Source organism: Pseudomonas sp. MIL19, assembly GCF_028680365.1.
Lineage (GTDB): Bacteria > Pseudomonadota > Gammaproteobacteria > Pseudomonadales > Pseudomonadaceae > Aquipseudomonas > Aquipseudomonas spirodelae.
In genome coordinates this window covers 1-22,094 of sequence record NZ_JAPPVG010000042.1, presented here as the reverse complement: position 1 = coordinate 22,094, position 22,094 = coordinate 1, and the positions used below count along the sequence as shown (strand labels likewise).

Sequence of the window (22,094 nt, the reverse complement as noted above, 5' to 3'; positions counted from 1 at the left end):
ACCTGAACCGCCGTATACGGAACCGTACGTACGGTGGTGTGAGAGGACGGCAGATGTGAATCTGCCTCCTACTCGATCCTGAAAATCGCTAAGGTATTGTTTTATAGGCTGTTCAAATCCAATCAGGCATGCTAAAACCGTTCTATCTAGTGATCTAGCCGCTTGAAAAAGAAGGGAAAACCATGACCAAGTCGGAGTTGATCGAGCGCATCGTCACCCATCAGGGGCAGCTCTCATCAAAAGATGTCGAGTTAGCGATTAAGACCATGCTTGAACAAATGTCGCAGGCCTTGTCGACCGGCGATCGTATCGAGATTCGCGGCTTTGGCAGCTTTTCCTTGCACTATCGGGCACCGCGGGTAGGGCGTAATCCCAAGACGGGGGATTCCGTGAGTTTGGACGGCAAGTTTGTGCCGCATTTCAAGCCGGGTAAAGAGCTGCGTGATCGGGTGAATGAGGACGAATAACCCATCCTAAGCCGTCAGGGTGCAGCTTTGTTGCATTTCAATGCCGTCAAGCGGCACCTTCTGCTATTCGAGACTGGCATCAGGTTTCAGTCATGGCATAATGCAGACGCTTTGAGCAGGCGGCACTCGCTAGGTAATCTGGTATAGCTATTTACCGTTTAATCATGGATGTACTTTCCCCGAGTTAATGGATTAGCCGATGGACTTCCCTTATATCCTTAATAATTGCGCTACCTCAGGTAATACGGGTTCCCGTCGTAAACTGCTTATAGATGCAGCCAACAGTTTTTTGGCTGGTTGCGGGTTACTCCAAGATGCAGAAACCTCCTCGAAAGGGACGTTTGGTCTAAGTCGACTGACCATCGACTTTTCCCTACTAGATGTCAGTGGGCTCGTTGCTACCCATGAGCATATCGACCACGCCAGGTCCCCTAGCTTCAAAGAGCTGATCATCCGCCGCAATCCACAGGATTTACATGGCGAGGGAGGGAGTGGGCGCGGTGTAGCCATGACAGTTCAGTCTGACTCTAAAGTCGTGAACTCAAAGGTAGGCAAAAAGCAGTCCAAGCTAGACTGGACCATCCTTGACTCAATCCCCTCAGGTTGTCGCCTCACTCAGGTATATCGGGAGCTTGATTGCTTCTGGGGTTCCGAAGTTCCTTCGCCTTTCAAAAGCTGGTGCAACCCTTTAGCGGTTCTTAATTTGATTGCAGTCGATTATCATCGCTCACACCAGACAACGCTCAACCGATTAGCTCAAACCGCCCAGTTTGCTATCGTCATGGCCGGTAACGGCATGTGTTTCAGGGTCGTATCATCAACTACCTCAAGGCCATGCTGGGGCATGAGCATATGAAGTACTATCTTGGGGGTATCAGGCTGAAGGCATCACAGCTCGGCAGATTACCGGTTTATACACAAAGCCGATTATGTGGGGCGGTTGCAGGAGCTGAGTGCAACACGGTTATTGAATTGAAGCTGGAGCATCATGCCGCATAGCGATGGCTGCTTGCATCACCTCACCCATGACCTCGATAGGACATTTGAAGTCGAAGCGCTTACGCGGACGCATGTTCAGTTGCAACGCTATGGCATCCAATTGTTCTTGGCTGTGTACCGACAGGTCTGCGCCCTTGGGCAGGTACTGACGGATCAGACCGTTGATGTTTTCGTTGCTGCCGCGCTGCCAAGGGCTGTGCGGGTCGCAGAAGTAGATCGCGATGCCGGTTTTCTGGGTGATCTCGGCGTGTCGCGCCATCTCCCGGCCCTGGTCGTAGGTCATGCTCTTGCGCATCGCCAGTGGCATGCCGTTGAGCGCTGCACTGAAGCCCTCCATCGCCGAGGTTGCCGTCGCGTCATTCATCTTCACCAGCATCAGGTAGCCACTGGTGCGCTCCACCAACGTGCCTACAGACGAGGCGTTAGCCTTACCCTTGATCAGGTCGCCTTCCCAATGCCCCGGCATCAGGCGGCCTTCGATCTCCGGCGGGCGCACATGAATGCTGACCATCTCAGGGATCTGGCCGCGCCGATCCACGCCGCCAGAACGCGGTCTACGCGTCGTCTTGCTTTGGCGCAAGCAGATGATCAGCTCCTTACGCAGCTCGCCGACCGGCAAGGCATAGATCGCGTTATAGATTGTCTCGCGACAGACGTAGGCATCTCTAAGGCTGGGAATGTTCATGCGGCGCAGCTTGCCGGCAATCTGCTCGGGAGACAAACGCTCACGCAGCATATGGGCCACCAACTCGAAGCGCTCGCTACCCGGCAACAGCTTTCGCATCGGTCGACAAACCTGGCGGCGGGCCTGCATCTGCTGCTGGGCTACGCGGGCCGAGTAGCCACCGCAAGCATCTCGATTGCGGCGCAGCTCCCGGCTGATGGTCGAAGGGGATCGGGTGATCAAGCAGGCAATCCTACGCAGGCTGAAGCCTTGGGCATGACCGATTTGAATGGTGGCGCGCTCTTCAACGCTGAGTTCGGAATAAGACATAGGGGCAGCACCGTACCGAAAAGGTCAGGTGTTGCACTCAGACTTTGCCGCCGCCTGGGAATACACGAGCAGCGCTATGCCATTCGGGCTCAAATTCATATCATGGACGGCTATTCGGGTCATGCATATGAAAAAGGACTGCCTGGATTTTTTACCAGAATGCGCCAATGGTCACATGAGATTCGTATCGCACATGAAGATAAAGGGGCAAAGTCCCGACCTGGCCGCGTCGTAAGTCTGATTTACCGCGCAAGAACTAAAGAAGTTAATGTAATTATCCCCGAACAATTAAGCGCAATAAGGCAGCCGTTAAATGAGTGAGTTGCATTCAAAAGCCCCTCAATCCTTGCCATCACCAAACAGCGATGAGATTGATCTCCTCGAACTGTGCCATGGGCTTTGGCAGCAAAAGTGGCTCGTCGCGGCCGCAACGATGCTCGGCACTGTGCTGGCAGCTGCGGTAGCTTTTACAACAACCCCCGTATATGAGGCGAGCGCGAGTATATTGCCACCCCAGCAAAGCAGTATTTCAAACTTAAACTTAGGGCTGTCCGAGGCAGGGATTAATTCATTTGATGTGTTGGGTGTTTACACATTAGTTAAGCGTGGTGCGCTATCTGATGAGTTAAGGCGCGAGGTTTTCGAGAGGCTTTACCTGCCTAGTTTGAGTGCGGAAGATAAAAAAACAAACCGCCAAACGCTTTGGGCTGATTTCAATAAAATTTTTAACGTAAAGCAATCGTCTGATAAAAACAGGCCGGAACTCTATCTGCTATCGATTCAGGGGGAAGATGCGGCGTTGAGTGCCAGTTGGGTCAACGAAATCATGCAGATGGTAGAGGTTAAGACCAAGGCCCAAATGCACGCCAATGTGGAAGCTGAAGTTACTGTTAAATTGAATGCTGTAAAACAAACTATATCCGTACTTCAGGCAGCCGCTCAAAAAAATAGAGAAGATCGTATTGTTCGCTTGCGTGAGGCGTTGCAAGTGGCAGAGGCTGTTGGGTTGGAATCCCCTCGGGTAACTGCAGGCAAAACCTCAACAGATGGCGAGCTTGCTGAGTTTGTTGATGGCAATCTGATGTACATGCGCGGTGCAAAAGCCATTCGTGCTGAATTAGATGTGCTGGAATCTCGTAAAAATGACGATCCGTTCATTACTGAACTATCGGCACTTCGAAATCAAATTAACTTTCTTGAGCGCGTAAAATTTGAACCTGCTGATGCTGCAGTGTTTGTCGTTGATAGCGTGGCAGAGACTCCAGATAAGCCTATTAAACCTAAAAAGGCTCTTATTCTAGTGTTAGGTGTTTTACTGGGTGGGATGCTGGGTATTTTTGCCGCGCTTATTCGCCTGATGCTTGTAAAGCGTACAGTCAAGGTCTGATATTTGTGTTTCCTTGGTGTGGTTACTTCAGCAGCGCCTTAGTTGAGTCTATGCCTAGAATTGATTGATTGAGTGAGTTAGGTTTATAAAATGAAAATTCTTGTCACTGGCGGTGCCGGCTTTATCGGTTCTGCGGTTATTCGCCACATCATCGACAGCACCGCTGATAGCGTGGTCAATCTCGACAAGCTCACCTATGCCGGCAACCTAGAGTCCCTGCTCGACGTCAGCGACAGTGAGCGGTATGCCTTCGAGCAAGTCGACATCTGCGACAGCATGGCACTTCAGAGAGTGTTCCAAGAGCATCAACCAGATGCCGTGATGCACCTAGCTGCTGAGTCTCACGTAGACCGCTCCATCGATGGCCCTGCCACATTTATTGAAACCAATATCGTTGGTACTTACACGCTACTCGAGGCCACGCGTCAGTATTGGCAAGGGCTGGAAACAGCTCGTAAAGCAGCCTTCCGCTTTCATCACATTTCCACCGATGAAGTCTATGGCGATCTGGAAGACCCAGAAGCGCTGTTCACCGAAACCACCCCCTACGCTCCCAGTTCACCCTACTCTGCGAGTAAGGCCAGCTCAGACCATTTGGTGCGTGCGTGGAGTCGTACCTACGGGCTGCCGATGCTGATTACCAACTGCTCAAATAACTATGGCCCGTACCACTTCCCGGAAAAACTCATTCCGCTGATCATTCTTAACGCCCTTGAAGGCAAACCGCTGCCGGTCTATGGCAAAGGCAATCAAGTGCGCGACTGGCTGTATGTTGAAGATCATGCTCGTGCCCTATACAAGGTTGTGACCGAAGGCGTAGTGGGGGAGACCTACAACATTGGTGGCCACAATGAAAAACAGAACATCGAAGTAGTCCACGCCCTTTGCGAGCTGCTCGATGAACTCCGGCCGATGCAAACACCAGTAGGAGCGAGCTTGCTCGCGATCAACGATTTAGCTGACGCCCAGATCAAGCATCAGCCAATGCGCTCTTACAAAGAACTCATCACCCATGTCCAAGACCGCCCCGGCCATGACCTGCGTTACGCCATCGACGCCAGCAAGATCCAGCGCGAACTGAATTGGACGCCTGTCGAAACCTTCGAGTCGGGGATTCGCAAGACGGTTGAGTGGTATTTGGGCCATGCCGATTGGGTCGAGCGCGTAAAAAGTGGCGCTTACCAGCTGTGGTTGGACAAGAATTATGCCCGGCGTAACGACAAGCCATGAAAGTCCTTCTATTCGGCAAGAACGGTCAGGTCGGTTGGGAGCTACAGCGTGCCCTAGCCCCCTTGGGCGAATTGGTAGTGCTTGATCGTCGGGGCGAGAACGGCCTGTGTGGTGATCTGATTGATCTCGATGGTTTGCGTAAAACCATCCGCCGCCTGCAACCGGACGTTATCGTTAACGCCGCCGCCTATACCGCAGTCGACAAGGCCGAAAACGAACCAGAGTTGGCGTGGCTAGTCAATGCGCTGGCGCCACAAGTCATGGCCGAAGAGATGTGTGCGTTGAATGGATGGCTGGTGCACTACTCCACTGACTATGTATTCGATGGCAGTGGTACTGCACCATGGTCCGAAACGGATCGACCGGCCCCGCTCAATCAATACGGGCAAAGCAAGCTACAAGGTGAACAGAGCATTGTGCAGAGTGGTTGTCGGCATTTAATTTTCCGTACCAGTTGGGTTTATGGCGCGCGTGGCAACAACTTTGCCAAGACCATGCTACGCCTGGCCGCGGAACGTGAGCAACTGAGTGTGATTGACGACCAGGTAGGTGCCCCCACAGGCGCGGATTTACTCGCTGATGTAACCAGTCATGCGCTAAAGCGAGCCATGAGTCAGCCACAACTAAGCGGCCTTTATCATCTTGCCGCCGCTGGTAAAACCTCATGGTGTGGTTACGCCCGCTATGTGATTGAGCAGGCTCGCAGTATGGGCGCAGTACTCACAGTGCAAAACATCGAGCCGATATTGACCACGGCTTACCCCACCCCGGCCAAGCGCCCACACAATTCAAGATTAGATACCCGCAAGGTGAGCCAAAGGTTCAACCTGCAATTGCCGGATTGGCAACATGGCGTATCACGCATGCTCAAGGAGATTTAATCCATGCCCATCACTAATCGTAAAGGCATCATCCTCGCAGGTGGTTCCGGTAGCCGTTTGCATCCCATTACCCTTGGTGTGTCCAAGCAACTGCTGCCAATCTACGACAAACCGATGGTTTATTATCCGCTTTCGGTGTTGATGCTGACCGGCATTCGCGAAGTACTGATCATCTCCACCCCGGAAGACCTGCCAAACTTTCGCAAGTTGTTGGGTGACGGTAGCCAGTTTGGTATCCAGCTTAGCTATGCCGAGCAGCCTTCACCGGACGGGCTAGCCCAAGCTTTTATTATCGGCGAAGAGTTTATTGGTAATGACAACTGCTGTCTGATCCTTGGCGATAATATTTTTTACGGCCAGAATTTCTCCACCAACCTTAATGCGGCTGCTGCTCGAAATGACGGCGCGACAGTGTTTGGTTATCACGTAGCTGATCCTGAGCGCTTTGGTGTGGTGGAGTTTGACGCCAGCGGCCGCGCTATCAGTATCGAAGAGAAGCCTACCAAGCCAAAATCAAGCTATGCCGTTACGGGTCTGTATTTCTACGATAATCGTGTGGTTGATATTGCCAAGGGCATTAAGCCTTCGCCCCGTGGTGAGCTGGAAATCACCGACGTCAATCGTGTTTATTTGGAGGATCAAAGCCTCAATGTAGAAATGCTTGGCCGAGGCTTTGCTTGGCTGGATACAGGCACGCACGAGTCACTGCTCGAAGCCAGCCACTTCGTGCATACAATTGAAAAGCGCCAAGGCCTTAAGGTTGCCTGCCTGGAAGAGATAGCCTTCCATAATGGTTGGTTGACCAGTGAGCAGGTGATGCAACAGGCTGAACGCTTAAAGAAAACTGGTTATGGTGAGTATTTGTTTGGTTTGCTTAACGAGGTGTCAGCGTGAAGCTTATACAAACCGCTATTCCAGACGTCGTCATTATCGAGCCACAGGTATTTGAAGATGATCGTGGCTGGTTTATGGAAAGTTTTAATGAACCGCACTTTCATCTGGAACTTAAAAAAATCGGTTTGCCAGTGCCTGAGGGGTTTGTACAGGACAACCATTCTTGTTCGGAGCGTGGAGTGTTACGTGGATTACATTATCAACTTCCACCCTACGCGCAGGGAAAGCTAGTTAGGGTGATTCAGGGAGCTGCGTATGATGTCGTGGTGGATATTCGTAAAGGCTCCGCTACTTTTGGTAATTGGATAGGTGTGGAGTTGAGCGCGCACAACAAAAAAATGTTGTGGATTCCTGAAGGCTTCGCTCATGGATTCGTCGCGCTGGAAGAAAATACCCATTTTCTATATAAGACAACGGATGTTTATGATAAGAGGAGTGAGCGGAGCCTCAAATGGGATGATCCAGAGGTTGGAATCAAGTGGCCAGACCTGCAAAATATTTTGATAAGCGATAAAGATCGACAAGCTCCTTTGCTGAATCAGGCAGAGCTGCCAAACATGAGGGAGCAGTTATCCGAAGTTCGTTTAACCAGCCTGAAGGTTATTGGCGATCAGCGCGGCAGCTTGGTCTCACTTGAGCAAGGTAACGAAATACCTTTTGATATCAAACGAGCATATTATATTTTTGCTACCCAGGCAGACGTTGCTCGCGGCTTTCATGCGCATAAAAATCTTCAGCAATATGCCATTTGTGTCGCCGGGCAATGCACCATGCTTGTTAACGACGGGGAAAAGATAGAAAGCTATATTTTGGACTCTCCGGATAAAGGGTTGCTGATAAGAGGTTTGATCTGGCGCGAAATGCATGATTTTAGTGAGGATTGTGTGCTGTTGGTATTTGCCAGCGAACATTATTTAGAGTCGGATTACATCCGAAGCTATGAAAATTTCCTTGAGGTGGTTAAAAGTGCAAAAGAATAAAAAGCTCGTGATTGTCGGCGCCGGAGAATTTGCGATGATCGCTTATGAGTATTTTATGTATGACTCAGCTTATGATGTAGTTGGATTCGCTGTGGAACAGGAGTACTTGGAGGCGGACAGCCTCTATGATAAACCTATTGTGGCTTTTGAAGCGTTAACAAATAATTTTTCGGTTGCGGATCACGACGTGTTTGTGGCTATCCCGGCTTCCCAGCTTAACCGATTGAGAACCCGTTTATACCAGGCTGTTAAAAAAATGGGTTACAAGTGTGCAACTTATATCAGTTCGAAAGCATTTGTTTGGCGCAATGCAAAGATGGGTGAGAATTGTTTTATTTTTGAAAACAACACCATTCAGCCATTTGTCGAGATCGGCAACAATGTGATCCTCTGGAGCGGCAATCACATCGGACACAGAACTGTAATTGAAGATAATTGTTTCTTGTCATCCCATGTCGTCGTGTCGGGTTATTGTCGGATTGGCCAGTCATGTTTTCTAGGTGTGAACTCAACTTTTAATGATAAGGTTTCGGTTGCACGTGATTGTATAGTTGCATCAGGGGCCTTGGTGTCAAAAGATTTGATCGAGCCGGAAAAAATTTATTACGGTGCACCGGCGAAAGAGATGCCAAAGAAAAGTGCTTTCAGTGTGAAGCTATGAGGCTTGTACTATGAAATGGGAAAAGTTAGGTCATGTGTTTTCCCAAGATGGGAAAGTCGATTGGAGAATGAAGTCAGCTTTGACTCCGACGCCTTATCTATTGAATGGCAGTACGATACGAGTATATGCAGGCTTCCGGGATGCAGAAGGTATCAGCAGGATAGGCTATGTTGATGTCGACTCCAAGGATCCGACGATAGTCAAGAAAGTATCAGCCAATCCTGTTCTAGATCGAGGGCGGGACGGCTGTTTTGATGATAATGGAGTGATACTCGGCGATGTCATTAAGTATGGTGAAAAGTTACGCATGTATTACGTGGGCTTTCAGTTAGTCAAGCGCGCGAAATTCCTAGCTTTTACTGGCATTGCTGAAAGTACAGACGGTGGAGAGCGGTTTATTCGGCTGAGTGAGTCTCCAGTGATGGACAGGCGCAGCGGCGCAAATACCATTTGTGCAATACATACAGCCATCTACGAAGATCATATTTGGAAGGTCTGGTATGCCGCTGGAGATGACTGGGAAATCATAAACGGCACGCCGTATCCAAAATATAATATATGGTACACCGAATCAGTTGATGGGGTGCGCTTTGATGGTGAGAGTCATTTTTGCGTAGATGTTGAAGGTGATGAATATAGGATTGGCCGCCCTTCGGTATATAAAGTAGTAAATGGCTACCTTATGTTCTATACCAAGGGCGGCACGACAGGAGAAGATTATTTCCCTGGTGTGGCATATTCAGCTGATGGGAAAGTGTGGGTACGTCGCGATGCAGAATTTGGTATGAAACTTTCCTCAGATGGTTTCGACTCTATCCACCTCTGTTATCCTCGATTGGTCGAAGTTAAAGATCGATTTTTTTGCTTTTATAATGGTAATAACATGGGGGCTGAAGGCTTCGGTGTGGCGGAACTTCTAGAATGGTAGTCGCTAAGGTATACGATACTTCGAAAAAGCTCGAGTGGAACACGTTCGTAGATGGTTGTAAAACCCCCCTCTTTTTTTTCAAGCGCGATTTCGTTGAATACCATGCAAGTCGGTTCACCGATTACTCGTTGATGTTTTTTGAGGATGAGGTGCTCGTAGCAATACTGCCTGCCTCCAAGCATGAAAAAATGCTAGTCAGTCATGGAGGTTTGACCTATGGCGGTGTGCTGCTGTCAAGCAAAGTACGCTCTGAAACCATAGCCGAAGTTTTTTTCTGTTTAGCAGAAACCGCACGAAAATATGGTTTTGAAACAATTATTTATAAGTCCATTCCCTATATATTCCATAAGCAAGGTTCGCAAGATGACTTATATTTCATTTTCAACCAGCTGAACGGTCGAGTTGTTAGGCGAGATTTGTCCAGCGTGATTTACCTGAATGACCGTATAAAACTGTCGAAAGGTAGAAAATGGCTTATTGCACGCGCAAAAAAACTGGATTTGGTTGTCAGCGACTCGACGGACTGGGCTTTGTTTCATGGATTATTGAGTTCAGTGCTTGATAAGCATGGTGCTGCACCAACCCACTCGGTTTCCGAACTTGAGCAGTTGTATGCTCTGTTTCCAAAAAATATCAAACTTAAAGTAGTCGGGTCTAATGAGGGGCTCTTAGCGGCTGTACTTTTGTTTAAATTTGATGGGGTGGTGCACACTCAGTATCTTGCTACCAGTGAACAAGGTAAAGAATGCGGAGCATTGGACTACTTGCTTGAAACATTGATACAGGACAGCCTCGCCGAGGGATATACCTATTTCAGTTTTGGAATCTCCACTGAGGAGCAAGGTAAATATTTGAACCAAGGTTTGGCCGCACAAAAAGAAAGTTTTGGTGCGCGTGGCATAGCAATCGATTTTTATGAGATTACTTTGAATGATTGATTTTCTCGACCTGAAAGCCGTTAATCAAAATTATGCCCAGGCTTTAAAAGATGCCTGTGCGCGTGTAATTGACTCGGGTTGGTATATTGGAGGGCAAGAGGTTTCGAGCTTTGAGCGGGAATTCGCAACTTACTGTGGCAGTAAGCATTGCATCGGCGTCGCAAACGGTCTTGATGCACTTATCCTGACGCTTCGCGCTTGGAAAGAGCTCGGAAAACTTAAAGACGGCGACGAAGTGATCGTCCCTGCGAATACGTATATAGCAAGTGTTCTCGCCATAACTGAAAATAATTTAGTTCCGGTTTTGGTCGAGCCTGATGTTGATACTTTCAATATCAGCGTCTCTGGAATTAGAGAAGCTATAACAGATAGAACGCGAGTTATCCTACCTGTGCATCTTTACGGTTGCCTCGCCGACATGCCCGCAATCGTTGATCTTGCAGCCCAGTATGGCCTGCTTGTTCTTGAGGACTCCGCTCAAGCTCATGGTGCGTCTTTGATGGGGCGAAAAGCCGGGAGCTGGGGCGATGCGTCCGGCTTTAGCTTCTATCCAGGAAAAAACCTGGGAGCGCTTGGAGACGCAGGCGCGATTACAACCAACGACGATGAGCTGGCTAAAGTCGTTCGGGCTCTTGGGAATTATGGAAGTTACAAAAAGTACGAGAATTTCTATCAAGGCTTGAATAGTCGTCTGGACGAAATTCAGGCAGCTATGTTGCGAGTGAAACTGCAACATCTCGATATTGAAATATCAATGCGCCAGCGATCAGCTTTTCAGTATCGAGTTGGTATAAATAACGAGTTGCTAATACTCCCTAAAGTGGATAGTGAAGCGCAGCATGTCTGGCATCTATTTGTTATTCGATGCGAAAAACGTGATGCTCTACAACGTTATCTCAGTGAGTCAGGGGTTCAAACACTGATCCACTATCCAATTCCACCGCACAAACAGCGGGCCTACCAGGGACTCTTTGAGTCTGAGTATCCCTTGACTGAAAAGCTGCATGAGCAAGTTCTTAGTTTGCCTATCAGTGGGATGGATGATCAAGAGTCGGTAGTGGAAGTGATAAAGCAGCTAAACAAATTTCCCGGATGAATTATGCAATAAGTAATATGCTTTATAATTTCAAGCCGATTATAGATTATTGAATAGACAGAACTAATTGAACATCCTCAAAACTGGTGCGTTGACGGCCGTAGCAACTTTTTTCAAGTTGTTGTCGGGCTTTATAGTTATAAAGTTGGTAGCAGTTCTGGCCGGCCCAGAAGGTGTTGCTCAGTTAGGTCAGTTCATGAGTTTGACCGCATTATTAGTCGTATTTGCCGGAGGAGGGATCGGCCCTGGAGTAGTTAAATATATAGCTGAATACAGCGGTGATCTGGATAAGCTGCAAGCACTTTTAAGATCGGCGATGAGCTTTACATTGGCAGCATCTTTGGTTATGTGTATTGGCGTGCTGCTCTTTAGTAAAGAAATTACCTTATGGCTACTAGATGATATTCAATATCGGGGTTTGATCGTCGTACTGGCGTTTGCACAGATATTTGTGGCGCTGCATAATCTGTTTGTCGCTGTCATCAATGGCACGATGGATGTAAAGCGGCTAGCAGCCGTCCATGTATGTGGTGCTGTTATTGGTGTACTCGCGCCATGCATACTGGGATATTACTTTAAGTTATATGGTGTGCTGTTAGCTTATGTATTGTCTCAGGCAGCTTTGGTAGCAATTAGTTTTATTTTTTACAAGCGTAGCCATTATTTTAAGTGGTCATATTTCAAGCTGGATATTGACAAGATTTATTATCGGAATCTTGCGCGATTCTCGCTTATGACGCTGACCTCTGCACTGTTAGCCCCCGTGATCCAGATTACGGTGCGCAACGTACTGGCTAATAAATTTTCCTGGGAACAGGTCGGTTACTGGCAAGCAGTAAGTAAAGTGTCTGAAGCCTATTTGCTGTTTATTACAATGGCAATCAGTGTTTATTATTTGCCGAAGCTGTCAGCAATTACTGATAAGGTAAGTTTAAATCGAGAAATAATGGGCGGCTACAAGGTCCTGCTGCCTGTTGTGATTTGCGCTTCAATGGTGATCTACATGCTGCGCGACGTGATTACATTACTTCTTTTTTCAGAAGAGTTCTATGCTGCGCGTTATCTCTATGCTCCTCAGCTGTTGGGTGATGTAATTAAAATTGCTTCATTCGTGCTTTCGTATGTGATGATTGCAAAAGCCATGATGCGAACTTTTTTATTGTCGGAGCTTTGTTTCGGTGCAATGTATGTGGGTTGGGTAGTTGTTCTGACCGACGCTTACGGTCTTGTCGGCGCTATGTATGCTTTTGTTGTGAATTATTTTCTGTATTTTATTTTCACCATGGCAGTGACCAAGATATATTTGAGGGGTTTGAAGTGAAGAAAGTAAGTGTAATGCTGCCAACATACAACTGTGAGGAATTTATTGTTGAATGTTTGGAGTCAATCCTTGGTCAGAATTATGACAACATTGAAATCGTTATTTGTGATGATGCTTCGACAGATGCTACCGCCGTTATCCTTCAAGATTTTAAATCACGCTACCCGACCAAAATAAATCTTTGCATCAATGAAACCAATCTTGGCATTACACTTAACTGCAATAAAGCATTGGCGTCCTGTACGGGAGATTATGTAAGTTTTTTTGCCGGTGATGATGTGATGTTGCCAGGAAAAATATCCGAGCAGGTACGGATGTTGGACGCTGATGACGAAGCTTCGTTTTGCTACCACCGCGTGGAGATATTCGATAACGAAGATGGCACTACGTTGAGTATAACCGAGCCAAAAAGAACAATTTTTTCGTTTTTCGACATCATTGAAAAGGGTGGTTTACCTGGTGCTAACTCTGTTCTCGCAAAAAGACATCTGATTCCTAATGAAGGTTATAACATTAAAATTCCCGCTGTTTCGGATTGGCTTTTTTTTATAGAGTTAGCGTTGCGTGGAAAAATTATTTTTTCTACAAATATTTTATCGAAATACCGCAAACACCCTGATGGTTGCAGTGCCAAAGCCGATTTTCTGATAACGGAGACATTAGAAACGGTTGAGCTGATTTCACGCCGGTTTCGGCAACATCCCAAAATCGTAAGCTCATGTAGAAAAGCCAAGGTTCGATATTTGCTAGGTTCAATCGCTAGATTGATCAAAGTAAATGACTCGGAACATTTAGCCCGGGTCAATGAGGAACATGTGCGTTATGCGAGCATTGTTCTTTATGCAGCGGTATGGATATATGTGAAGAGTGGTTTGCCAAAACTCCGTGTAGGTGAAAAGATTTTCCATGTAATTAAATATACTAAATCTAAACTTGAAAATGGCGTGGGTAAGTAGAGTGAGAATACTAGTCAATCCGAACTCTGCATTCATAGTGATATGGTTGTCGCTAATATTCCTCTTCTCGTTGGAGATTCTTCAAATAAATGTGGCGTACTCTTGGAGTGCCATTACCGTCATCTGTATAAATATAATACTTGCTGGGCTTATGTTGGTTCTGTCTTTAGGTCGAAGAAAAAGATTAGACATCAGTGCAGTTCGTTCTGCTTTGTATGATAAAAGATTTGTAATAAAGCGTTATGTATACCTAATGTTTGGGGTTTATGCGGTTATTTCTGTTTTTGATGTTATATATTCGGGAGGGGTCCCTCTCTATTGGAAACTTTCAGGCGATTCCCGTCAGTACGTTGACTTCGGTATTCCTACTTTGCATGGAATCGCCAACAGTATAATATATTTTCTTTCTGCGCTTTGCGTATTGCTGGCTTATTTGAAGATAGCGCGATCTCCTTGGTTGTTATTGATGATTTTTATCTGGCAGTTTTTGATATTGAGCCGGGGCACCATTATGGTAATGGTTGTTCAGATGTTATCGGTCTACTTAATTATGTCCAGGCCGGCGCTGAAGCGAACGCTTATTCTGGTGGCTTTTGTATTTGCTACGATTATTTTCTTTGGTGTTGCTGGAGATATTAGGCAAGGACAAAATCCATACTACGGGCTGCTAAATGATGAGTGGTATAGCTTCTTTGAGGCTATACCATCTGGCTTTCTCTGGATATATGTCTATTTGGTTTCAGGATTCAATAATTTTTTGTTTAATGCTGAGCTGATTGAACCATCCTATTTTCCAGTCTATACGTTTGCCAAGCTAGTACCGTCAGTCGTGTATAACATGCTGGGTATTGAGAAGGCGGTTGATTCTTTTCAGTTTGTCAATGCGGGTTTAAATGTTTCCACTATATATTCAGGGTTTTATTCGGATTTTGGTTTGTTTGCCTTTTTTCCTGTGTTCATCATTCAAGCCATAGCGTCTGTAGCCTATGGCCGGGCGCAAGGGGGCAGCATATACGATCTGTTGGCTTTCTCGGTATGTTATCAAGCGGTCGTATTCTCCCCTTTTATCGACACGTTCTTCTATTTGCCGTTTATATTTCAATTTTTTATCATTTGGCATTTTAAAAGGGTCGTGACTAAATGCTAGATTCCAAATATTCCCTGCCTGATATTTTCCGTCTAGCATGGTCGGTCATGGTTACTAAAATATTTTTTAGACCTGCGCGTATAATCAGACAGCCCACTCGGATTAGAGGCTTCTCTAATATGCATATTGGACAAGGGTTTACTACCGGTCAGTACTGCCGAATTGAGGCTGGAAACTCTAGAAAATCTGGTGTGAAAACCTTAAGTATTGGTAAGAACGTACAAATCAATGATTCGTGCCACATTGCTGCACTCGACTCCATCACTATTGGCGATAACGTGTTGATTGCCAGTCAGGTCTATATTTCTGATCATGATCATGGCGGCGTTAGCAAGTTAGAATTAGAGGTGTTACCAAAGGATCGCCCGCTAATTTTTTCGCCCGTTATCATTGATGATAATGTGTGGATTGGAGAAAAAGTTATAATACTGAAAGGTGTACGAATCGGTAGAGGCGCTGTAATCGGTGCCGGTGCAGTTGTGACACGTGATGTGCCAGCCTACTCGGTGGCTGTTGGCATTCCCGCACGCGTTATTAAAATTTGTACTTAGAACTCTTTAATTGGTATGTTTGATCTGCCTGGCTTGCTTTTATGGGTCTGTACTCAGGAGCTATATCTGCCGGTTTATTGGGAAAAGCCCCCGATTGTAAACACCATTGCTATTATTGATTACCCAACACCTGCAAAGCGCCAGTCTTGGTCGATAATGGATTGTAGAGTACTACACTAGCTTCTTTGTGCTGTCACGCCATACAGCCGTGTTGAAACTGCTGAAGTGTTAAAAATTCTGGATGATTATGACTACCAATAACGATCCCAAGGTTGCTGTTTTACTCGCGGCCTATAACGGCATGCAATGGATTGAGGCGCAAGTAAACAGCATTCTCATCCAGCAAGGCGTTAACGTCACCTTATTTGTTAGTGTGGACTTGTCTACCGATGGGACAGATCAGTGGGGACGTGAGCTGGCAAATAAATATAGTAATGTGGTTATGCTGCCCTATGGTGATCGCTTTGGTGGGGCTGGGCCTAATTTTTTTCGTTTGGTTCGGGATGTTGATTTTTCCGAGTTTGATGTTGTTTCTTTTGCCGATCAAGATGATATCTGGTTTGCCGACAAACTGCAGCGTGCTTGTGCTTTGCTGCAAGCTGGTCATTGTGATGTTTACTCGTCCAACGTAACGGCATTTTGGCCAAGTGGTATAAGAATTCTGATAGATAAAGCACAATCGCAAAAGCAGTTTGATCATTTTTTTGAAGCTGCTGGTCCCGGTTGCACCTACGTTTTTAATCAGGATTCTGCTTTAGCGTTTAAGCGTTTCCTATTAAAGCATGACCATCGTATTGAGGCGGTTTCGCTGCATGACTGGTTGGCTTACGCATTTTGCCGGAATCATGGATGTAAGTGGTTTATAGACCCCCAGCCTTCCATGCTGTATCGGCAGCATGATGGTAATCAGGTTGGAACCAATGTTGGCTTTAAAGCATTTAGAAATCGTATTGATATGATTAGTAAGCATTGGTACCGGAATCAGGTTAATTTAATTTTAGATATGGTTGCACCTGAAAAGGCAGACGATTTTAATAAATACCTTTTCCGTATCCTTAACTTTTATGCGCTGCGCAGGCGGCCGCGTGATGCCTTTTTTTTGCTCGCTATGTTTACATTGGGAGTTTATTAAGTGCCCAGTCAGAAAGTTATATTGTTGACAGGTTCTACTGGCTTTGTCGGTTCTGCTTTTTTGGATTCATTTCAGAAGATTTCTGAATATTGTCTTCTGTCGGTTGTCCGTACGACTCGGGACTTAGATTCAGCTCAGACTGAATCTGTAGTTGTTGGCAGCATCAATGGTTCTACCGATTATTCTGCGGCTGTTACGGGTGTGGATATAGTGGTTCATGCCGCTGCGCGTGCGCACATTATGCACGACGATCTGGCTGACCCACTGGCTGAATACCGCAAGGTCAATGTCGACGGCACCTTGAACTTGGCGCGGCAGGCAGTTGCAGCAGGTGTACGTCGCTTTATCTTTATCAGCTCGATCAAGGTGAATGGCGAGGGTACTACGGCGAACCAGCCGTACAAGGCCGATGATGATTCGGCTCCGCTCGATCCATATGGGGTCTCTAAAATGGAGGCTGAACAGGGATTGCGGGCGCTTGCAGCCAAAACCGGGATGGAGGTGGTGATTATCCGTCCGGTGTTGGTCTACGGGCCGGGGGTGAAAGCCAACTTTCTGAGCATGATGAGCTGGTTGCATAAGGATGTGCCGTTGCCATTTGGTGCTATCCATAACCGCCGTAGCCTAGTTGCCCTGGATAACCTGGTTGATTTGATCGTGACCTGTATCGAGCATCCCGCCGCCGCCAACCAGACCTTTCTGGTCAGCGATGGCGAAGATGTTTCTACCACCGAGTTGTTGCGCAGAATGGGCGTAGCCTTGGGTAAGCCGGCCCGGCTGCTGCCGGTGCCTAGCTGGGTGCTCGAAGCGGGGGCAGCGATGTTGGGTAAGCAAGCACTTGCCCAACGGCTTTGCGGCTCTCTGCAAGTCGACATCAGCAAAACCCGTGAACTACTTAACTGGACCCCGCCGGTTAGCGTCGATGAGGCGCTGCGTAAAACGGCCAAGCATTTTCTGGAACAGCACGCTAAATGAGTATCTGGTGGTTTTTGCCGGTGGTTGCCGGTGTTGCGCTTTTTTTGACTGGCGCACTGCGTCGTTATGCCTTGGCTCGCAGCCTTATGGACATTCCAAATGCGCGCAGTTCGCACTCGGTGCCGACGCCGCGCGGTGGTGGGGTGGCTATGGTGGTGAGTTTTTTTTTGGCCTTGCCGTTGCTGGCGGGTATGGATTTGATCGCGTGGTCGTTGGCTTGGGCATTGTTGGGAGCAGGCGCGGGTATTGCCGTGTTGGGCTTTCTCGATGATCACGGGCATATCGCCGCGCGCTGGCGTTTGCTTGGGCATTTCGCCGCTGCCATTTGGGCGCTGTTCTGGCTGGGTGGTCTGCCGCCATTGGTGATGTTCGGTTTCAACGCTGATCTGAGCTGGTTTGGCCATGCGCTGGCGGCGGTGTATCTGGTGTGGTTGCTTAACCTCTATAACTTCATGGACGGCATTGATGGCATTGCCAGCGTAGAGGCCATTTGTGTGTGTTTGGGTGGTGCGTTGCTGTATGGATTGTTGGGCTTCGCGGACTCAAGCCAACCTATGGAATTTGTTGTGCCTTTACTTTTGGCTGCGGCTGTTGCAGGTTTTCTGTTCTGGAATTTTCCGCCGGCACGGATCTTTATGGGCGATGCGGGCAGTGGCTTTCTCGGCATCACTCTGGGCGTGCTGTCTCTGCAGGCGACCTGGGTAGCGCCGCAATTGTTGTGGAGTTGGTTGATTTTACTTGGGGTGTTTATCGTCGATGCGACCTTCACCTTGCTACGCCGCTTGCTGCGGGGCGATAAGGTGTATGAGGCCCATCGCAGCCATGCCTACCAGTACGCTTCGCGTCAGTATGGTCGTCATTTACCGGTCACGCTTGTTGTCGGCGGTATCAACATCCTGTGGCTGCTACCCATTGCGCTTTGGGTGGGGCTGGGCGGCATAGACGGTTTGTTGGGGGTGTTGATTGCCTATGTGCCGTTACTGGCGCTAGCGGTTAAATACCATGCAGGTGAGTTGGAGCAGCGGCCGTGAACGAGCGGACATTACTTATCATCGGTGCGGGCGGCCACGGTAAAGCTGTTGCAGAAGCGGCACTGCTCAGTGGGGAGTGGCAGCGAATCGCCTTTGTCGATGACCGCTGGCCGGAGCTGCGCGAAACCTTTGGCTGGCCGGTTGTGGCTGATGTGGCGGGCTTGGTTGTGCTGGAGGTGCAGGCAGCAGGCGCTATTGCCGCAGTGGGTAATAACGCCGTGCGTGAACAGTGCGTCAAGGCCATTCATGCAGCTGGGTTGCCGCTGGTATCGGTGGTGCATCCTCGTTCCTGCGTGAGTGCTGCTGCTGTTATAGGCGCAGGTACGGCGATTATGGCGCTGGCGATGGTGGGCGTTGACGCGGTGATTGGTGAGGGCGCTATCGTCAATGCCAATGCCACCGTCGATCACGATGCCAGCCTGGGTGCGTTCGCTCACCTTGGCGTTGGTGTTCAGTTGGCTGGTGGCGTGAATATTGGCGCGCGCGCTTGGCTGCAGGCAGGGTGTAGCGCTGGGTATCAGGTGGTGGTTAGCGAAGGGGTGGTGTGTGCGCCTGGTTCGGTATTGTAGGCAGAAGGGGTGGTTGCTGGTTAGGTTGTGTGATGTTGTTGGTTTTGATCGTGGTGTGATTTTTTGATTTAGGGCGGACGTTGTGCGCTGCGCGGGCATGGCCCGCTCCTAAGTGGGGTGGTTTTTGGCTATTTATCAAAAATCAGATTTTTCCCGTTGGAGGGGCTCCGCTGTTTTTAAGCTCTCAGGATTGAGGTGTTTGTTGTGTTAAGACTTGCCGAAAAGTTGCGCAGTCGTCTGGTTAGTTTGCCACGACGCCAAAAGCGACTGATTCAGGTGGCCATGGACGTGGTGCTTGTCTGGAGTGCGCTGTGGTTGGCGTTTGTGGTGCGCTTGGGTGATAGCAAGTCTATCGAACCCCTCGGCGGGCATGCCTGGTTGTTCGCGTTGGCGCCGGTTATCACGATTCCGCTATTTGTTCGTTTTGGTATGTACCGTGCGGTTATGCGTTATTTCGGCAACGATGCGCTGCTGGCTATCGGTAAGGCCGTAACACTTTCTGCGCTATTGCTGGCACTTGCCGTTTATTGGCATCAGGAGGCGCCCAAGCTAATCCCGCGCTCAATGGTGTTCAATTATTGGTGGCTGAGTTTGGTAATGGTCGGTGGGTTGCGCCTGATGATGCGCCAGTATTTTATGGGGGATTGGTTCTCTGCCAGCCAGCCGAGCAAAATCCAAGGCCGTGAAAGTGGTTTGCCGAAAGTGGCGATTTATGGCGCGGGCGCAGCAGGTAACCAGTTGGTGGCTGCTTTGCGTCTTGGGCGTGCCATGCGCCCAGTGGCCTTTATCGATGACGATTCAGGTATCGCCAATCGCAGCATTGCCGGGCTGCGGGTTTACACCTCCAAGCACATCCAGCAGATGATCAATGAAACAGGTGCTGATGAGATTCTCTTGGCTATGCCTTCAGCCTCGCGTGGGCGGCGGCGGCAGATTCTTGAGGAGCTAGAGCGTTTTCCACTTCACGTGCGCAGCATTCCCGGCTTTATGGACTTGGCCAGTGGGCGAGTTAAGGTTGAGGATGTTCAAGAAGTGGATATCGCCGACTTGCTAGGGCGCGATTCCGTTCCTCCGCAGCAGGTGTTGTTTGAACGCTGCATTCGCGGGCAGGTGGTGGCTGTCACTGGCGCTGGCGGCTCGATTGGCGCTGAGTTGTGCCGGCAGATAATGCTTAACCAACCTGCAACGCTGCTGCTGTTCGAGCACAGCGAGTACAACCTGTACAGCATTCACAGCGAGTTGGAGGCGCGGATCAAGCGTGAGTCGTTGTCACTTCGCTTGGTGCCGATTTTGGGCTCGATTCGCAATGCAGATAAGCTACGCGATGTGATGCAAACCTGGAAGGTGGACACCGTCTATCATGCTGCTGCCTATAAGCATGTACCGATGGTGGAGCACAACATTGCCGAAGGTGTGCTGAATAATTTGGTTGGGACGCTTAATACTGCGCAGGCGGCTATCAGGGCAGGGGTAAACAACTTTGTGCTGATCTCAACCGATAAAGCCGTGCGCCCCACCAATGTTATGGGCAGTACCAAGCGCCTGGCCGAGATGGTATTGCAGGCACTTAGCCGTGAAGCAGCGCCTGTGTTGTTTGAGGATGAAAAGGCGCTGCGCCAATTAAACAAGACGCGCTTTACCATGGTGCGTTTTGGCAATGTATTGGGCTCATCGGGCTCGGTAATCCCTCTGTTCCACGAGCAGATTCGTAAGGGCGGGCCGGTTACGGTCACTCATCCCAATATCACCCGCTACTTTATGACCATCCCGGAAGCGGCACAGTTGGTCATCCAGGCGGGAGCCATGGGGGAGGGCGGTGATGTATTCGTGCTGGACATGGGTGAGCCGGTCAAAATTGCCGATTTGGCGGAAAAGATGATTCATCTCAGTGGCTTGAGTGTTCGCTCTAAGAAGAGTCCGCAGGGTGATATTGCCATCGAGTTTTCTGGCTTACGCCCTGGCGAGAAGCTGTACGAAGAGTTGCTGATTGGCGATAACGTCAGTCAGACTGAGCACCCAATGATCATGCGGGCTAATGAAGAACACCTGCCCTGGGAGGCGTTCAAAGTGCGTTTAGCCGAGTTGCTCGGTGCCGTTGAGCGCGATGACTACGATCGGGTACGCCAGCTATTACGCGAGACGGTGAGTGGTTACAAACCAGAAGGTGAAATTGTAGACTGGATTTATCAGCAGCGCCGAATAGAGCCATAAGTAGGGCTAAGCCAGAGATTTACTTTGTAGGAGCTGCCTCGGCCGCGATCAATGGCTGATACACCCTTGATCTTGAAGATGGCAGCAGCCCTTAAGTTCGCGGGCAAGCCCGCTCCATATAGAGTTATGTGCCTGTTCATGCAGCACGTGGATGCTTTTTGAACGCGTCATGAGCCGCAAAGTAAACAATTTTTGGCAGGGTAGTTTGACAGTGGCGTAACAACGTCTAGTTTTGAGAAAGCATGAAGCTGGATTGCCATGCGCTTCTATAAAACTAACGAAAGGATGCACACGATGCTTAACGCTAAACTCTCTTCTCTGTTGTTTGCCTTGTTAGCTTCTTTCTCACTGATGGTGTCAGCGGCGGAGGTGCCTAGCTCATCTAGCGCTGAAGCACCGAGTGCTGAAGTTGCTCCAGTCACCAAAGTCAATCTGAATACTGCCGATGCGGCCACCCTGCAACGAGAGTTGCTGGGGATTGGTGAAGTTAAAGCGCTGGCGATTGTTGCTTATCGTGATGAGCATGGTGACTTTGCTTCGGTGGATGAGTTACTGGAAGTTAAAGGGATTGGCGAAGCAACACTGGAGAAAAATCGCGATAAGTTGAGTATTAACTGACGGAAAAAAGTTGTTGCGAAAAACGAAGCCGGTTATCTACCGGCTTTTTTATGGTGCGCCAGGCATGGCGCGTAGCGCCGTGACTGGCGCTGTCGGGTTCACTGTGGTGGTGAGCCTGGCGACTTGGA

The 22,094-nt window shown here is 48.7% G+C and carries 22 protein-coding genes and 1 pseudogene; 22 read left to right on the top strand and 1 reads right to left on the bottom strand.

Going from position 1 to position 22,094, the window contains the following annotated elements:
• Positions 1 to 182 precede the first annotated feature (182 nt).
• Positions 183 to 467 carry an integration host factor subunit beta gene (ihfB, locus tag N1078_RS18010; RefSeq protein ID WP_090238453.1) on the top strand — a complete coding sequence of 95 codons (285 nt, stop codon included), beginning with the start codon at positions 183 to 185 and terminating at the stop codon, positions 465 to 467.
• Positions 468 to 666: 199 nt separating this feature from the next.
• A complete protein-coding gene (locus tag N1078_RS18005; RefSeq protein WP_274089486.1) occupies positions 667 to 1,323 on the top strand; it encodes a hypothetical protein in 657 nt (218 codons plus the stop codon).
• 108 nt (positions 1,324 to 1,431) lie between these two features.
• Here the strand turns inward: N1078_RS18005 and N1078_RS18000 are convergent, their stop codons facing one another.
• Positions 1,432 to 2,460, bottom strand: coding sequence for an IS30 family transposase (locus N1078_RS18000; RefSeq protein WP_274089485.1), 1,029 nt, complete (start codon positions 2,458 to 2,460; stop codon positions 1,432 to 1,434).
• A gap of 313 nt (positions 2,461 to 2,773) precedes the next feature.
• Between N1078_RS18000 and N1078_RS17995 the strand changes: the two genes are divergently transcribed.
• The 20 genes and pseudogenes from N1078_RS17995 to N1078_RS17900 all read left to right on the top strand — a co-directional run bounded on the left by N1078_RS17995 (position 2,774) and on the right by N1078_RS17900 (position 21,966).
• Positions 2,774 to 3,847: an LPS O-antigen chain length determinant protein WzzB gene (locus N1078_RS17995; protein WP_274089484.1), complete on the top strand. Its 1,074-nt coding sequence runs from the start codon at positions 2,774 to 2,776 to the stop codon at positions 3,845 to 3,847.
• A gap of 90 nt (positions 3,848 to 3,937) precedes the next feature.
• The gene (rfbB, locus tag N1078_RS17990) at positions 3,938 to 5,077 is read left to right on the top strand and encodes a dTDP-glucose 4,6-dehydratase (RefSeq protein WP_274089483.1); all 1,140 of its coding nucleotides are present in this window, start codon (positions 3,938 to 3,940) and stop codon (positions 5,075 to 5,077) included.
• The gene (gene rfbD / locus N1078_RS17985; RefSeq protein WP_274089482.1) at positions 5,074 to 5,958 is read left to right on the top strand and encodes a dTDP-4-dehydrorhamnose reductase; all 885 of its coding nucleotides are present in this window, start codon (positions 5,074 to 5,076) and stop codon (positions 5,956 to 5,958) included. The genes rfbB and rfbD overlap by 4 nt, the downstream gene beginning before the upstream one ends.
• Before the next feature lie 3 nt (positions 5,959 to 5,961).
• Complete coding sequence (gene rfbA, locus N1078_RS17980) at positions 5,962 to 6,852, top strand: glucose-1-phosphate thymidylyltransferase RfbA (protein ID WP_274089481.1); 891 nt, start codon at positions 5,962 to 5,964, stop codon at positions 6,850 to 6,852.
• Positions 6,849 to 7,403: pseudogene (gene rfbC / locus N1078_RS17975) on the top strand (dTDP-4-dehydrorhamnose 3,5-epimerase); the annotation flags it as partial. The gene rfbA and the pseudogene rfbC, both read left to right, overlap by 4 nt.
• A gap of 6 nt (positions 7,404 to 7,409) precedes the next feature.
• On the top strand, positions 7,410 to 7,832 hold the full coding sequence (locus N1078_RS17970; protein ID WP_274089487.1) for a sugar 3,4-ketoisomerase: 423 nt from the start codon (positions 7,410 to 7,412) through the stop codon (positions 7,830 to 7,832).
• A complete protein-coding gene (locus tag N1078_RS17965; RefSeq protein ID WP_274089480.1) occupies positions 7,819 to 8,493 on the top strand; it encodes an acetyltransferase in 675 nt (224 codons plus the stop codon). The genes N1078_RS17970 and N1078_RS17965 overlap by 14 nt, the downstream gene beginning before the upstream one ends.
• Before the next feature lie 10 nt (positions 8,494 to 8,503).
• Positions 8,504 to 9,421, top strand: a complete 918-nt coding sequence (locus tag N1078_RS17960) for a hypothetical protein (RefSeq protein WP_274089479.1) — start codon at positions 8,504 to 8,506, stop codon at positions 9,419 to 9,421.
• On the top strand, positions 9,415 to 10,359 hold the full coding sequence (locus N1078_RS17955) for a GNAT family N-acetyltransferase (protein ID WP_274089478.1): 945 nt from the start codon (positions 9,415 to 9,417) through the stop codon (positions 10,357 to 10,359). The genes N1078_RS17960 and N1078_RS17955 overlap by 7 nt, the downstream gene beginning before the upstream one ends.
• Positions 10,352 to 11,455, top strand: a complete 1,104-nt coding sequence (locus N1078_RS17950; RefSeq protein ID WP_274089477.1) for a DegT/DnrJ/EryC1/StrS family aminotransferase — start codon at positions 10,352 to 10,354, stop codon at positions 11,453 to 11,455. Before N1078_RS17955 ends, N1078_RS17950 begins: the two co-directional genes overlap by 8 nt.
• 67 nt (positions 11,456 to 11,522) lie before the next feature.
• Positions 11,523 to 12,776, top strand: coding sequence for an O-antigen translocase (locus N1078_RS17945; RefSeq protein WP_274089476.1), 1,254 nt, complete (start codon positions 11,523 to 11,525; stop codon positions 12,774 to 12,776).
• Entirely contained in the window at positions 12,773 to 13,732 is a 960-nt protein-coding gene (locus N1078_RS17940) for a glycosyltransferase (protein ID WP_274089475.1), read from the top strand. The genes N1078_RS17945 and N1078_RS17940 overlap by 4 nt, the downstream gene beginning before the upstream one ends.
• On the top strand, positions 13,716 to 14,879 hold the full coding sequence (locus N1078_RS17935) for an O-antigen polymerase (RefSeq protein ID WP_274089474.1): 1,164 nt from the start codon (positions 13,716 to 13,718) through the stop codon (positions 14,877 to 14,879). The genes N1078_RS17940 and N1078_RS17935 overlap by 17 nt, the downstream gene beginning before the upstream one ends.
• Before the next feature lie 119 nt (positions 14,880 to 14,998).
• Positions 14,999 to 15,430, top strand: a complete 432-nt coding sequence (locus N1078_RS17930; RefSeq protein WP_274089473.1) for a DapH/DapD/GlmU-related protein — start codon at positions 14,999 to 15,001, stop codon at positions 15,428 to 15,430.
• A gap of 247 nt (positions 15,431 to 15,677) precedes the next feature.
• On the top strand, positions 15,678 to 16,562 hold the full coding sequence (locus N1078_RS17925) for a glycosyltransferase (protein WP_274089472.1): 885 nt from the start codon (positions 15,678 to 15,680) through the stop codon (positions 16,560 to 16,562).
• Complete coding sequence (locus N1078_RS17920) at positions 16,563 to 17,537, top strand: UDP-glucose 4-epimerase family protein (protein ID WP_274089471.1); 975 nt, start codon at positions 16,563 to 16,565, stop codon at positions 17,535 to 17,537.
• A complete protein-coding gene (locus tag N1078_RS17915; RefSeq protein WP_274089470.1) occupies positions 17,534 to 18,568 on the top strand; it encodes an MraY family glycosyltransferase in 1,035 nt (344 codons plus the stop codon). Before N1078_RS17920 ends, N1078_RS17915 begins: the two co-directional genes overlap by 4 nt.
• On the top strand, positions 18,565 to 19,137 hold the full coding sequence (locus N1078_RS17910; protein WP_274089469.1) for an acetyltransferase: 573 nt from the start codon (positions 18,565 to 18,567) through the stop codon (positions 19,135 to 19,137). Before N1078_RS17915 ends, N1078_RS17910 begins: the two co-directional genes overlap by 4 nt.
• A gap of 282 nt (positions 19,138 to 19,419) precedes the next feature.
• Positions 19,420 to 21,348 (top strand): polysaccharide biosynthesis protein, encoded by a 1,929-nt coding sequence (locus N1078_RS17905; protein ID WP_443218122.1) that lies wholly within the window; start codon positions 19,420 to 19,422, stop codon positions 21,346 to 21,348.
• A gap of 294 nt (positions 21,349 to 21,642) precedes the next feature.
• Positions 21,643 to 21,966: a ComEA family DNA-binding protein gene (locus N1078_RS17900; RefSeq protein ID WP_274089467.1), complete on the top strand. Its 324-nt coding sequence runs from the start codon at positions 21,643 to 21,645 to the stop codon at positions 21,964 to 21,966.
• The last annotated feature ends 128 nt before the right edge of the window (positions 21,967 to 22,094 follow it).

Bases quoted from the DNA above. Each gene is read 5' to 3' on its own strand.
- ihfB (WP_090238453.1), top strand. From the start codon at position 183: ATGACCAAGTCGGAGTTGATCGAGCGCATCGTCACCCATCAGGGGCAG.
- N1078_RS18005 (WP_274089486.1), top strand. From the start codon at position 667: ATGGACTTCCCTTATATCCTTAATAATTGCGCTACCTCAGGTAATACG.
- N1078_RS18000 (WP_274089485.1), bottom strand. From the start codon at position 2,460: ATGTCTTATTCCGAACTCAGCGTTGAAGAGCGCGCCACCATTCAAATC.
- N1078_RS17995 (WP_274089484.1), top strand. From the start codon at position 2,774: ATGAGTGAGTTGCATTCAAAAGCCCCTCAATCCTTGCCATCACCAAAC.
- rfbB (WP_274089483.1), top strand. From the start codon at position 3,938: ATGAAAATTCTTGTCACTGGCGGTGCCGGCTTTATCGGTTCTGCGGTT.
- rfbD (WP_274089482.1), top strand. From the start codon at position 5,074: ATGAAAGTCCTTCTATTCGGCAAGAACGGTCAGGTCGGTTGGGAGCTA.
- rfbA (WP_274089481.1), top strand. From the start codon at position 5,962: ATGCCCATCACTAATCGTAAAGGCATCATCCTCGCAGGTGGTTCCGGT.
- N1078_RS17970 (WP_274089487.1), top strand. From the start codon at position 7,410: ATGAGGGAGCAGTTATCCGAAGTTCGTTTAACCAGCCTGAAGGTTATT.
- N1078_RS17960 (WP_274089479.1), top strand. From the start codon at position 8,504: ATGAAATGGGAAAAGTTAGGTCATGTGTTTTCCCAAGATGGGAAAGTC.
- N1078_RS17955 (WP_274089478.1), top strand. From the start codon at position 9,415: ATGGTAGTCGCTAAGGTATACGATACTTCGAAAAAGCTCGAGTGGAAC.
- N1078_RS17950 (WP_274089477.1), top strand. From the start codon at position 10,352: ATGATTGATTTTCTCGACCTGAAAGCCGTTAATCAAAATTATGCCCAG.
- N1078_RS17935 (WP_274089474.1), top strand. From the start codon at position 13,716: ATGGCGTGGGTAAGTAGAGTGAGAATACTAGTCAATCCGAACTCTGCA.
- N1078_RS17930 (WP_274089473.1), top strand. From the start codon at position 14,999: ATGCATATTGGACAAGGGTTTACTACCGGTCAGTACTGCCGAATTGAG.
- N1078_RS17925 (WP_274089472.1), top strand. From the start codon at position 15,678: ATGACTACCAATAACGATCCCAAGGTTGCTGTTTTACTCGCGGCCTAT.
- N1078_RS17915 (WP_274089470.1), top strand. From the start codon at position 17,534: ATGAGTATCTGGTGGTTTTTGCCGGTGGTTGCCGGTGTTGCGCTTTTT.
- N1078_RS17905 (WP_443218122.1), top strand. From the start codon at position 19,420: ATGGACGTGGTGCTTGTCTGGAGTGCGCTGTGGTTGGCGTTTGTGGTG.
- N1078_RS17900 (WP_274089467.1), top strand. From the start codon at position 21,643: ATGCTTAACGCTAAACTCTCTTCTCTGTTGTTTGCCTTGTTAGCTTCT.